Raw genomic sequence first — 13,617 nt, forward strand, 5'->3', positions numbered from 1 at the left:
ATACAAAATTATTTCAGGGTATGTATCGCAAATATGTCTGCACTCTATATACCCAAATAAAGATGTTTTCCAATTACCCAAGCAATTATCGGGTCTAATACAAATGGCCGTCTTAATTGCGATGGTCATTTGTATTGAATGAACGGGTTTATAAGATAAGGTCCTTAATTATGCGATTGCGGTACGTTCAGATATGGAGTTAGAGCTTATGACAGAAGGTTTCGACTTATATACAATTCACCGGCAGTTGAGGAACAAAATAATAGAAACAATCTGGAATATTTAGGGTCGTTGAATTATGATCCGCACCCCTAATATCCCAAATTGAGAATTCTAAAAATAAGTAATTGTTTAAATACAGAAAATTAAGGAGGTCCATGAATTTTATTCATGGGCCTCTTATAGGATTGGATGTGCAGTTCGGGAATACTCCTCTTCTATCCCCAGGAGTATGATGTTTATCGTGGTATAGGATATGTTTTGTGAAACGGTGCATAGCGGGTTTGAGGGCTGTTTTTTAGCAAAGGTTTATTTGTTCTGAACAAAATGAAACTAAGAGCGCCAAGCCTTAATATATAAGGGATCGTAGGCCAATACGAATTCTTAAGTAAGAGTGTAATAAGGGAGTTCGCAGTTGGTTGCCGTAAAAATATGAATGATGATGTAAAGATTAAAGAACTTAGAAAGAAGCTGGTCCTGGCGACCCAACGTCTTTTTCATTTTTCTGTCTTTAAGTCATTATCATCAAAGCCGTTTTTTTGCAGCCGAAATGTATGGTTTACCGGTATATAAGGAAATTTTGGAGGATTGGTCCAGTTATTGTTGAATTTAATTATAGGGCTTTGACATTAATGAGGTGACTACTAATTGAAAAACTACGACTCGGGTTCACACGATCCTTATTGGTATGAGTCTTATGTAGGTCTCAAGTATGTTCTGGAAATGCTCGACACAGATTCGGGTATTGAGGCGGTCGCCTTTCAAGTCAGAACGATTAACAAATTAGATGATGTTGTTGTGAAATATAAGGATGGTCGCTCACTTTGTATTCAAGTTAAGCATACGAGAGCGGAAAATAATTTAACTTTAAGTGATCTTATTAGACCATCAAGTAAAAGTTCATCCTCCCTGCTTCAGGATATGGCAGTTGCGTGGCAGGAAGGCTTAAAGAATGTTCCAAACTGCATCCCAGAACTTTACACAAATAGGCGCGGGGGAAAGAATTGGTCACGAACGGCAAATGATTCAGCCTATCCTCCGCTGCCTGAATTTTGGAAAGCACTTAGGGAAGAGATGAAACGAGCAGGGGACCTTTCTGGTATCCACTTGGATTCAACATATAGAGCGGCGTGGACTGATCTTCTTACACAACTAGGTGTGCTCAAAACAGATATAAACAAATATGAATTCCTAAGAAAATTGCGTTTACGTTTTAGTAGCCCCGATTTAGAAAAACTTGAGTCACAGATGCACGAACAAATCGGTCGAATATTTGGGGTATCTTCATCATCTTTCCAAAGAGAAATTTTTGAAAAGCTCGCAGCTAGTTTACGATTTTGGACAACTTCGATACAAGGCAAGGTTGATTTCGTCTATCCGGAGGACGTGTATAGTCGGTTATCTTTGCAAGTAGAGGTCGATGACAGAGATCATTTGATTCGCCCCCCCGCTTCCCTTTTTCAAATCACGGTTAGTCTTTATGGAACGATTAATAGAACAACTTGGTTCTCGAAAACATAGTATTATTTTCTTGAAAGGTAGCCCCGGTAGCGGCAAAAGTAGCCTAGTAAGCCAATTGGCATATGAAGCACCAGCCATCATAAATCTTCGTTATCACGCTTTCAAACCAATTACGCCCGAAATGAAAGAAATCCCTCCCGATGCAGGACGAACTGTAGATCCTCGTGTTTTCTGGACGGTGTTGATAGATCAGATTCGAACAAAATTTATAGGTAAACTCCACCAATATAAAGTTCCAATTCGTTGCGATTATCTGACGGTAGGTGAAATCCGTAATCATACATTACGACTGGCACAGGAACTGTCGAACATTACCCAGAGGCCGACTGTTATTGCAATAGATGGAATCGATCATGCAGCTAGAGCAGGATACATCTCTCATAAGCCCGAGGATACGTTCCTTACATGGTTGGTTCATCCGGAAGAAGTTCCTAGTGGTGTTCTTTTTCTGCTGGCGGGACAGCCTCCGGAAGGATATCCGGCCTACCCACAATGGCTAAAGGAGGACAGAACTGAGGTTCTTCATCTTGAAGTGCCAGTTGTTACAAAGAGTGACATCGGGCAGATACTCCCGCATGATTTTCCAAGGGAGTTCATAGAGCCGGCAGTAAATGTGATTCATGAGATTGCAGTAGATAATACGCTTGCCGCTGCATTTGCGGTTAGAGAAGCAACAGACTGTACAACGGTCGAAGCATTGATTGAAAGACTACTGGCGAGAAAATTGCATGATGGTATTCATGCTTACTATGATCATATTTGGATTCATGCAATACAAAAAATCCAGACAAAGGTCAATTACGAGATTGCATACTTAAACGAGAAACTATCGAGTTATTTTTCGCTGTCAAGCGAACGTCTGGATGGTGCGACACTAAAAGGGATCTTTAAGGAACTATTACTTACAGAATCCGATTGGAATCACTTGTTAAAGGATTTGGAGCCACTGGTTATAGAGCAGGACAGAGGAAAGTTCGTATTATTTCATAATGATGTTCGAGTCTATTTCATGCGGTATATTCGAACTCGCCGTGATATTCTAGAAGACATTGCTGGCTCTCTTGCGGATTTTTACGTGGCTGAGCCCTCTTACAAGATCGCTCGTCATGCTGATTTGTTTTCCTTATTAGGACAAAGTGGACGAATAGAAGAGATCGTCTCTATTTTCAATCCATCGTTCATTATGGAAGCGTGGACGATAAGAAGACCTATCGATGAAATCAAGGAACAGTGCAGGGACATGTTGGCCGTCGTTAAGAAGCGGAAAAACTGGAATGATGCAGGTGGAGTGCTTGAGGCACTTCGTACTGTTCAACAACTTTTAATATCGTATGATAAAGCAAATGAACGGAATTATTTCGTTGCGGAAGATCAACGTGTACCTGCTTTCGTACCATCTGAAGGAATTATTAAGCCACCCCAGACATGGAAGATTAATCTGTTAAATCAAGTATTCAATGATGTTGGACGACTAGTAAAGCTCGGAGAGTATGACCGTGCTCGTCAAATCATGGAACGGTGGTTCAAACGAAATAACGTGACTCCCTTTCAATTGATCCATCTTCTCGAGGAATACTATGTTTTTGAGTCAAGTTTCAATCGTGATAACTTGGGTAAGGGGTTTCTTGAATTGATTCGTGAATGGGGGGAACTGGCAGGGGTTACTTCAATTGATGAATGGGGAATTGAAAAAGAGGAGGTAAGGAACAGTTTAGAAGAACAAGTGGCAAGTGCTTATTCTGACGGATTTCTTCACGGATCATTCAACCGAAGCGGATTCTCATTTTTTAGATGCTTGAAGAGGTATTTACAGCATCTTGTGCCAGAGAAAAGAGAAGTTTTAATCGAACGGATGGTTGATGAGCAGAAATGGACAGAATTACGCTATATCCTTAAGAGAACAGATCATCTTGTTCCATCTTTCCAGCATCGAATTAAACTAGCCATGTATAGTGCCATAGCGAATTTCGAAACTGAGCGCTTCGTTCATCCTGTTGTAGAACAGGGATATGAAATTTTAGAGCATAAGAAAATGAACTATGAAACCGATGCAAAGCTCTATTCTTTTATCTGTTTTCTTAGAGGATGGTCTTACCCAGAATCCGATTTAAAACAGCACGCTGAAGAAGCGATTCAAGCTTATTCCTCCTACGACCGAGATCCGAGAACTATGGATATGATTCGTCTTTTATTTCATAGTACCTATCGAATGGGAGCTTACTATTGTCTTTCAATGCAGGAAGGATACAGACTTTCCAAGCAAGACATAACGATGATTCTTTATCTGCTGGAACGCCTCTATTTAATGGATCAGTCTGTCTATCACCATTTAGTCGGTTACATAGAAGTTCGTTCTTTCTTTATGCGAATGGCAATGTTTTTATCTCGAAATGATAAGGCATTGGATAAATTGTTGTACCCTGTTGTAAGAGACAGCATGATTGAGGGCGATATTTTTTATTTGGATATGGAACTTATTTGGGGGTTTTTAGATAGTCATGGAGATCGAACATCGATGGCACTCATTTTCGAACGCTGGACGAATGAGAAAGGGATAATTTGGGATGACAATCTCCAAAGAGTAACATATTGGGTCGAGAAGCTAGCTGCACTTGGTGAAAAATATCAATTACAGGAGAAAGCACGGCATCTTAAGGAGCAATTTGCAAGGAAATGGTTCGGCATAACCGCAAGACAATCATCCCTAAATCATGTTGTACAATGGGTAGAGATTCTGCTGCATGCTAAGCCTTCATTATGGAAAGGACAAGGGAAGCTACTACTTGATCTGTGTAGACAACTGGATAGTGAGTCTAACCTAGTAGCCGATTATGCGGTAAGTGTTGTAATGGCTGAGGCGCAAAAGGATGGAGTCGAGAGGCTTTGGGTAGTTCTTAACGAAAATAACATGCTTGATGTGGATGATTTTTCAAAATATAAAGTGACTTTCGATGTGTTAATCCGTGTGCTAAGGGATACTTTCTTTACAGAAGAAGATCTAGCAGCCCTATGGATACTAACAGTTGGTGGGATGAGCTGGAGAGATAGAAGTAGTAGGGCATACATAGAAGATATGAGAAAATGCATTTTAAAAGTGGCGCATAGACTCGGGTACTCGAGTCTATGCGTTTACATGAAACGCTCGACTCCATATCATTTCGACATTCATAATAACAGAGATCGTGACAACAGACCGAAACGATGGTTTATAACACGTAGAGAACGTCGCCCGTACTGGGAAAGTACTTGGAAACGTGTCGAACGTAAAATCAGAAAATTATCTATGGACGAAGCTTTCGATGATTTTCAGCGTGTAATCAATAATTTAGCTCCTTATGGTGGAAGTATGGATCATGTGGCAGCTTTTAATTATGCTGAGATTTTAGTCCACAAATTAAGTACAGAGTCTTCTTATCGGTATAAGGAATATACCAATATTTTGTTTGAGTTTGCAGAAACTCATGCAGTAGAGAGTTACCACAGAAATGAGCAGTATATTCAAGACTTTTATTCTGCATTTATAAATCTCACTACGGACGATAAGACAAGATGGAGACTGCTGGATCCACTTATACCGGAAAGTATAGACAATAGGGAGCTTGCGTATTTCATTGTCAAACTAGAAGAAATGCTTCAGGCAAGGGCAATGAAATTAGGTGTTGAGGAAATTGAAGAGGCTACTGATCGGGTTCTGAGCACATATAGGCAATGGCTCGACTGGAATGAGGATGTGACATCATCTATCTATTCCCCATCACATCCACTGAATCGGATATCATGGAGACAATTCACCTTGAACGTCTTGCTTAGAAATTTATCAAGCCGTAATGAGCATCAAATTGAAGCGGCATTGCAGGGGTTATGGCAGTTTGTTGAATTGGATCATACAGTTACTCATGATCTGATTTCCGGCTGGGGAACTGTAGGAGATACCGGAACGGAATGGCTACTAATATTATTCGAACGTATTGCTGCAACGTATCCTTCCTATTATGAAACAATGAAACCCTTGCTGGCTAAGTTAAAATCCAGCGGGGAATTACAGATTCGCACACAAGCAGAAGTAATCATTGAGACGTTTGAACGTGGGCGGTGTACTGCAAGAGAAAATTCTAAACCGAGGGTGATACAAAAGCTTAGAGCATTTATTTCCCGGTTTGCTCGCAGCAATGAAAGAAAAGGGATACATATTATTGATTACCCGTCATTCCAAGACCGTCACTTTAATCAACGATTATATCAAATCGCCAGTATATTTCCTGATTTTGTAAATGAACTTCTTGGTGAGATGGAAGCTTCAGAAGATCCGAATTCCAATCCGGAAATAATGTTGTTAAATATCATAGAGAAGCGGGTTGAGAAAGGAACTTGGGAGCAAACTTCTGTCTATAATGAGGTACAGGCTTACCTTCCTAGTGACGATCCCTTCCTGCTCTTGAATCCCCCGAGAGCATTTAGAAGATCATCTGGATGGTTGAAACTCGGTTTGATGGGGATGTCGCAGTTTGATCCGGAGGATGCTTGCTCACAGTTCATGAAGCAGGCTCGCAAAGGGATACGGGGCGATCAGGAGTTGCTCGGGGCAGCCCTATTTCATTTCAACATCGTCGAAGGTTACTACTTTACTTGCGGTTTATCAGAAAATTGGGATTTTAGCAGACCAACGGCTAGTGGAAGATCGTTCTTGTTCTACAATAATAAAGTAAACGTTAAAGAGTCGAATCCAGAGCTGTTCTACACGTTTAATCATATTAACGGACAGAAAATTCCTTATAGTAGTACGATCCACTTGGTTCCAAGCCCAGTATTTCGGTTGCTGGGTTGGAAGCCGTCAATTGCGAACCCATTAGTGTGGGAAAAAAAGGGTAAAAAGATGATGTGGATGGAGCAGATTTTTGGCCCTTTTGAGGAGGGAGTACACCCGTTTCTCCAGCGCTGGGTCTGTACGCAAGAAGGGTTTGTAGAAATCACAAGGACAAAGCGGAATCTTCGCTATATGGTAACATTTGAGCCAATGAGAAACAATGTTTCAATGATGGATTTTCCGAATAATGTGAGGGTTTTTATGTAAGAGTTGCGTTGGCTGTTTGGCTTCTGATGTTTATTTCAGAGTGAAATAAGACAAAGTTCAACAGAAATTCCCCATTACTACAATCCGGAATAGCGCAGCGAAGTTGCCGTAAAACTGCTGCAAAAATTCGTGATAAGGCACAGTAAATCAAGCGAACAGAAGGTGACTCATTTGCTAAAACCTTGATTCTGAGCAACATAAGGCAACTATAACAGATACCGCGGCAGAGAGGTCGCCTTCCGCATACGACACATATCGAATCAGTAGTTTTATTGGTGATGGATGATGTAGATAATAAATAAACCCTTGCTATAACAAATAATGTCTTGCCAAAATCGTAATAAACTCCTGCTATTCCCTATCGAGAGCCGGAACAAGAGCAGGTAAAAGATCCTAATTTTCTTCTCAAGCATTACCCCAATCCGATCGTTACTCAGGCTTTACCTCCTGATCTCGCTCGGCTTTTTTATTCCCATCATAAGAATAAAATGATTCGCCGCGGCACCGAAACCCTTGATAATCCTATGTTTACCCCAGGCTTATTCTCATCCAAATACTTTTCCTAATTAATCCCTAATCATTTACTCAAACGCATTTCCCCATGGTTTTACCCGATCAATTATCCTGGTTCCACTATCTCTTCCTCAATCTTTATCTCTGCCTAGCACAAAAACGAAAATATAAGAGGAATAGCAATTCTTATTGAATGATGAGAGTAAATTTGTTGGGGGACATGCTCATTCAGCTTTAGATGACATAAAAATGTTTTGTAAGTAGTCACGCTTCAGAGATATCTCTGAGGCGTTTTTTTATTGAGGGGGTGGGTGGCGATTAATCCCAATATTTACTCTTTTATTTTTCTGTAACTATTCTATTTTAGTAAAATTATTTAATTTTAATGATTTGCTCACAATCTGTTAAATCTTTGATAACAAAATTCAAATATGGAACACAATGATTTTGAAATGATCACAATGTTTAACACTTAGAAAACAGACAATTGCACTTTCCTGTCGTACCATGGCAATAGACAGCAGAATTAAGCAAACTATCGAAGGTGAATATGATGCGCAAGTGGCTCAAATTGTTGTTTAAGATAGGTCTTGTCATTGCGATTGTAGCCGGTGCGCTTTATTATTGGCTGCGTCCGCTTTTGGTCAGAATCGAAAGCACGACGCTGGCTAGCGGTATACATGTAAAGTTTAGGACCCAAGGAACGAATGTAGAAGAATACACGAATCAAGCCTGGCAGCCCTATTTTGCCAAGGGGATTAATATGGGGGCGACGATCCCCGGACATTTTCCCGGTGAATTGGCCATTTCGGAGGATGAATATGAGAGATGGTTTGGCATGATTCAGGACATGGGCGTGAATGTGATTCGGGTGTATACGATCATGATGCCCGAGTTTTACGAGGCGCTCTCCAAATACAACATGAAGCATCAGAAAGATCCGCTTTTCTTCCTACAGGGCATTTGGAGCCCGGAGGAACAGCTGATTGAAGGGCAAGATGCCTTCGATCTCAAGATCAAGGAGAAATTCGAGCAAGAGATTAAAGACGCGGTTACGGCGGTTTATGGAAAAACGACACTCACGCCCGAGCCGCATTCGGGAAAAGCAGGAGGTGCTTATAAATATAATGCAGGTCCTTATCTGATGGGCTGGATTGTCGGGACGGAATGGGACCCGAAGATGGTGAAGGGGACGAATGACGGGCACGCGGACACACCGGACTATGCAGGGAAATATTTCCGTACGAAGCCGGGCGCGAACGCTTTTGAGAAGTGGTTGGCCCTGATGGTCGACACGGCGGCACAGACGGAAATTCAGTATGGCTGGCAGCATCCGATGGCCTTCGCCAACTGGGTGACGACGGATCCGATTGCGCATCCGGGCGAACCGCTCGTTGAAGAGGATCTGGTGAGTGTCGATCCGACGCATATTGAGGCGGTGGATTGGGAAGCAGGCTATTTTGCCTCGTATCACGTGTATCCGTATTATCCGGATTTCTTTGCTTTCGATAAGTCGTTTCAGGAAATGACCAACAGCAAAGGAGAAGCCGATAGTTACCTCACCTATCTGAATAAGTTAAAAGCAGCGCACCCCAATATGCCGGTCATGGTTACGGAGTATGGCGTGCCGGCTTCCTTGGGCGTAGCCCACTTGGGCACGCTCGGCCGCAATCAAGGCGGTCATAACGAGCAGCAGCAGGGAGAGATCGATGCGGACTTGCTGCAGGAGATTCACGGAGCCGGCTATGCTGGTGCGATATTGTTCACGTGGCAGGACGAATGGTTTAAGAAGACGTGGAACACCCAACGCTACGATGAAGCGGATCGCCGGGCTTACTGGTATAACACGCTGACGAACGAGTCTTTCTTCGGGGTACTCGGGATGTTCCCGGGCAAAGACGAAGCGATTCACATCGATGGGGATGCCTCGGATTGGGACAAACTGAAGGATAAGAAGAAGCTTGATGTGCAGGCTCCCGGCTTTGAGGAGATTTGGGCCACGCATGACGAAGGCTACCTTTACTTGATGGCCAAGCTATCGGAGCCGTTCGACCCGTCGAATGAAAGCATCTACTTCGGGGCAGATACGCTGCCTGGTGGCAATCGTCATGGACCCGAGCTTCATGGCATGACACTTGATGAGGGGCTGGAAACCTTAATTGAGCTGTCGGATAAAAATAAAAGCCGTATGACGATCGCTTCCAATTACGATATTCATGCCCGCTTGTATGAGCGTTCCGGACTACCGGACATCGATCCGAAGGAAAAACAGGATGATTCGGGGATTTTCAAGCCTTGGAAGCTGGCAGTCAATTATCTGCTGGAATATCCCGATTCCCGGGTGAACCACCCCTTTGGGGATGTCGAGGTTGGCCTTTTAGAGAAAGGTTACAGTGATCCGGCGCGTCCCGACTACAATTCGAAGGCGATGTGGCAGGTTCAAGGGCAGGTGCTCGAAATGCGGATTCCGTGGATGCTGCTGGGATTCAGCGATCCAAGCTCTCTGAGCGTATTCAATTACAACGCCCCGAGTAAGAATACTTTTGAAGTGAGACATGTGGAAGGCGTCCGTTTTGTTCCTTGGATTGTGAAGAATGATCAAGTCGTTGGTCGGGATAGCTCGGCAGCGGCGCAGCCGGTGCAGGTAGCCACGATGCCGCTATACACCTGGCAGGGCTGGGAGGATAAGGTGAATTATGTGGAACGACCGAAGCAAAGCTACTACATCATGAAAGAGGCGTTGCATAAGATCAATGGCCCCGTTATCTCTACCAATTAATCGGGTAGCTGAAAAAGAGGAGAGTGCAGGTGTGTACACCAATCTTCATACAGCCATACAAGCGTTATATATCATTTTAGCTTTTAATCTGGTTTGTGTGGCTGTTATTTATGCCATTAAGTTGAGAAGTATTAGAAGGAGAAAGCTGAACGATCGCTTCAAAACGAAGTTCAAGGATTACCTGACGTATGTACAAGCCAATTTGGATGGGATGGAGCCATTAAGGGTCCCTCCCTGGATGATGGACCCAGTGGAAAGAGAGGCGATGCAGGAAAAGCTGAATGATATGATGGAAATCTTCTCGGGCGAACAGCGGCACAAGCTGGTTCAGCTTTGCGTAGATCTAGGGCTCGTGCAGCACCATCTAGCGCGCTTTAATAGTCGAACTTATCGGGTGAAGCTGGATGCCGCTTATCATTTGGGGTGCATGAGGGTGAAGGAGGCAGTGCCGGCATTACTGGACATGTTAAAAGAGCATCCGCTCAATTCGGCGCTGTTTGTCGTCGCCCGAGCGGTCGCCAAGTGCGCCCGCAGCCAGCAGGAGCTCGAAGCCATGGTGCAGATTCTCCTTCAGCACAACAAGAACTGCTACGAGCTGATTGTGGATATGATCGCAGATTCGGAAGTGGATGCCGGCTCTTTGTACACGGGCTATGTGACTCACAAGAATCCGGCTTACGTTCGGATTGGGTTGATTGGGCTCCATGTCTACACCGATCCGGCAGCGGCCTCTGCGGTCTACCGTCTCATGGATGCCGAGCAGGAAGACATTCAAATCAAAGCAGTGGATTTGTACCTGAAAAGCTCCCGCCTGCTGCCTAGAAACGTCGTTAGCAAGCTGCTGAGTCATCCCAATCTGGACATTCGCCGATTGACGATAGAGACTTTGGCCAACATCAAAAATCCGGCTTACGTCGAACTGATGGAAACCAGTCTGGGTGACACCGATCAGCGCATCGTGTATGCGTCGGGCCGAGGCTTGCTCCGTATGGGAGAAGAAGGTATGGTAGCGCTCTGTGAGCGTGCAGCAGCGGTGCAAGGGACGGATCGTGGGCAATTTATGCAGCAGCTGATTGAGGATGAGATTAAGCAGCTGTCTATGCAGCTCCACAATTGGGAGAAGCTCACGCAATATAACCTACTGATGTATACCTATGACAAAATTTTTCGCAAGTCTACACGTATCTATCGTGTCGTATAGGAGGGTTGTGTAAACATGTGGGTTTTCGGATATCAAGTGGTGTTGGATTCATTTCTGAACGGGCTAAGGGAGTTTTTGCTCTATTACAGCTACGCCGCTCTCTTTTACGTTGTTCTCGTTACTCTGCTCTATTATTTTATCTTCGGATTTTCGATTCGGCATATTTTCTCGATCAAGCGGGGAATCCAGTACAACCGGATTAATAAGCTATCCAGTTCCAGTCAGCTCCCGCCGGTTTCCCTCTTGGTGCCGGCCTATAACGAGGAGTTAACCATCATTGAGAATGTAAGGTCACTGCTGGCGCTCAATTATGCGGAATATGAGGTGATCGTCGTCAATGACGGTTCACAGGACCAGACTTTGAAGGTCATGCTTGAAGAATTCAAGCTGGAGCTCATTCATCCGGTGCTTTCCAGCAGCATTAAGACCGGAAAAATCAGAGGGGTGTACCATAATCCCGAGTATCCCAATCTTTTTTTCATAGATAAGGAAAATGGAGGGAAGGCGGATTCGTTAAACGCAGGCATCAACCTTTCCCACTTTGCGTTGATCTCGACGATTGACGCAGACTCTTTGCTTGAAAAAGACGCCCTAACGCGGATTGCTCGGGTTTACATGGAGAACCCCGAGGAGACGATCGCCGTTGGGGGCAATGTTCGAATCGTGAACAGCTGTACGGTGGAAGACGGCATTGTGAAGGATGTTCAATTTCCTCGTAAGCTGCTGCCGGCACTGCAGCACGTCGAATACACGAAAGCCTTTCTCGGCGGCAGGATCGGTTGGGGCGCCGTCAATGGACTCATTATTATCTCGGGAGCCTTCGGCGTGTTTCAAAAGAAGATGGTCATCGCTGTCGGCGGTTACCGTGGGGGCTACCCTGGTGAGGATATGAATATTGTGATTAAGCTCCACCGTCACTGCTTGGATAATAAAATCCCATACCGGGTAGCGTTTTGCCCGGATGCCGTTTGCTGGACACAAGCCCCTGATTCGTACCGAATCTTGAGCAGTCAGCGCAAGCGCTGGGGGCGGGGAAATCTGAAAAATATGATTGAGGAAGGGATTTACATGTTGCTGCGCCCGAAATATAAAATATTCGGGATGCTGACCATTCCCTATAACATCGTGTTTGAAACACTGAATCCGTATTTCCGACTCAGCGGCCTGTTGGCGATATTGGGCTACTGGATGCTGAATATGACGGATTGGCACACCATCGTTATCTTTTCGTTAGTCAATTTCTTATCCTGTTTTGCCTTAAGCCTGGGTGCCTTGTTTATTGAAGAGACGGCCTTTAGCCGGTATCCCAAGCTGGGTGACCTGAACAAAATGATCTTGTTTTCGATCTTAATGTTTGCGGGGTATCGGCAAATTGGTGTTTGGTGGAGGTTAAACGGACACGTCGAATTCCTGCGCAATAACAACTCGTGGGGAACGATGGTCCGTACCAATTTTAATAAATAGCAAATCTAAACAAAGACAAGAGGAGTGGAGAAGATGGCTGTATTAGTGCATGATCCGATTCAAGAAGCAATGTTGCAATTAGCAGAACAAGTTCAGGCTTCGTATGAAAAGGGTGCTCCATGCGGGATGATTCTTGCGCCAAGCGCAGAGGTGGGCCAGAAGGTACTGGAACACATGCAGTCCTATGTGAGCAGCTTTGAGCCTGAAGTACCCCTTCATGGCTTCTACTTGAATCCCAGCGGCCTTCTCGGAGTCGTTCTGTCCGGGCAAAAGCTGATCAACACGCATTATACATCGCTCGTGCTCAAAGAGTTCCTGGAACAGCAAAATTTGCTCGAAGGTCAGATGGTTGTCGCCAGCTTCCCGGAGAGTGGCGAGCTGACGGAACAGTCGATGTCACAGCTACTTCATACAACACTACAAGGGAAAGGGGAGAGCAGAGACATTCACCTGTTCATGCATCATGGGGTTCAACAGGGAATCACCTCGATTCTCATCGCCGATCCGGACGAGGTGAGCAGAGAGTTTGTCAAGCTGCGGCTTGAGATAGGCGGTTACAAGGTCGAAGAGGCCAAGGACGGCAGTGAAGCGCTCGAGAAATTTGAGAAAACCATGCCGGACCTGGTGATTACGGAGCTAAACCTGCCGATTCTTGACGGATACCAGTTGATCGACAAAATCCAGAGGGACCATGCCGGCGAAGGACAAGTTATCGTGCTTACGGATAAGCAGTTACCGAAAAGTATGGACCGTGCCTTTGAATTAGGCGCATCTGATTATGTGACGAAGCCCTTCTCCATTTCAGAGTTGGAGTGGAGAATCAAAAAGCTGGTTTCCCGTCTGGGCTAA

At 44.4% G+C, this 13,617-nt stretch carries 6 protein-coding genes; all 6 read left to right on the forward strand.

The window, feature by feature from the left end:
• Positions 1-867 precede the first annotated feature (867 nt).
• Positions 868-1,740, forward strand: a complete 873-nt coding sequence (locus tag ACKTT9_RS03025) for a dsDNA nuclease domain-containing protein (RefSeq protein ID WP_407870441.1) — start codon at positions 868-870, stop codon at positions 1,738-1,740.
• Entirely contained in the window at positions 1,700-6,811 is a 5,112-nt protein-coding gene (locus ACKTT9_RS03030) for a hypothetical protein (protein ID WP_407870442.1), read from the forward strand. Before ACKTT9_RS03025 ends, ACKTT9_RS03030 begins: the two co-directional genes overlap by 41 nt.
• Positions 6,812-7,874: 1,063 nt before the next feature.
• Positions 7,875-10,103 (forward strand): hypothetical protein, encoded by a 2,229-nt coding sequence (locus tag ACKTT9_RS03035; protein ID WP_407870443.1) that lies wholly within the window; start codon positions 7,875-7,877, stop codon positions 10,101-10,103.
• Between the two features lie 31 nt (positions 10,104-10,134).
• A complete protein-coding gene (locus ACKTT9_RS03040) occupies positions 10,135-11,304 on the forward strand; it encodes a HEAT repeat domain-containing protein (RefSeq protein ID WP_407870444.1) in 1,170 nt (389 codons plus the stop codon).
• 15 nt (positions 11,305-11,319) lie between these two features.
• Entirely contained in the window at positions 11,320-12,768 is a 1,449-nt protein-coding gene (locus ACKTT9_RS03045; protein ID WP_407870445.1) for a glycosyltransferase family 2 protein, read from the forward strand.
• A 33-nt stretch (positions 12,769-12,801) separates the two neighbouring features.
• Complete coding sequence (locus tag ACKTT9_RS03050; RefSeq protein WP_407870446.1) at positions 12,802-13,617, forward strand: PleD family two-component system response regulator; 816 nt, start codon at positions 12,802-12,804, stop codon at positions 13,615-13,617.

Source organism: Paenibacillus sp. P36 (genome assembly GCF_045866505.1).
Lineage (GTDB): Bacteria > Bacillota > Bacilli > Paenibacillales > NBRC-103111 > Paenibacillus_E > Paenibacillus_E chondroitinus.